This is a genomic window from Lyngbya sp. CCY1209 (assembly GCF_035615495.1).
Classification (GTDB): domain Bacteria; phylum Cyanobacteriota; class Cyanobacteriia; order Cyanobacteriales; family Microcoleaceae; genus Limnospira.
This window is the reverse complement of the sequence record NZ_JAJENU010000701.1, coordinates 1-459: the sequence shown is the minus strand read 5'-3', so window position 1 is coordinate 459 and position 459 is coordinate 1. Positions and strand designations below refer to the sequence as shown.

Here is a 459-nt window from a genome sequence, read left to right as displayed (position 1 = left end):
TCCTGTCATCCCGATTGATATCAAACCCCGATTCTGTCGGACTTGGGACGGCTTCCTGAAGCTGAAGTCCGTACCATACAAACAGTGACGATCAAAAACTATCAGGCGATCGCGTCAAAGGGATGACAAAAAACGGGCGATCGCTCCCAACTAACTGCCAGAAAGTGTGGGTGATTTATGGATTTCAAGTTCAGCCCAATCTACCCGAGTCCGACTGTCTCGGTTCCTGACCCGTCGCCCGCCTCGATTGGGACCAAAAAACATCAACCCAGATTGTACCCCTTCACCGGTATAATGATGGTCTTCTTGTTGGTTAAAAAGTCATGGGGTTGACACTCATTGTCCCCTGTGAGCGGGCTCAATAGAGTAGATTTTGGGTGCGATGGTACGGACTTCAGCTTCAGGAAGCCGTCCCAAGTCCGACAGAATCGGGGTTTGATATCAATCGGGATGACAGGA

General features: G+C 50.1%; 1 pseudogene. It reads right to left on the bottom strand.

Annotation, left to right across the window (positions count from 1 at the left end):
- Positions 1 to 189: 189 nt before the first annotated feature.
- A pseudogene (locus tag LKE08_RS29125) lies at positions 190 to 315 on the bottom strand (IS630 family transposase); the annotation flags it as partial.
- Positions 316 to 459 lie beyond the last annotated feature (144 nt).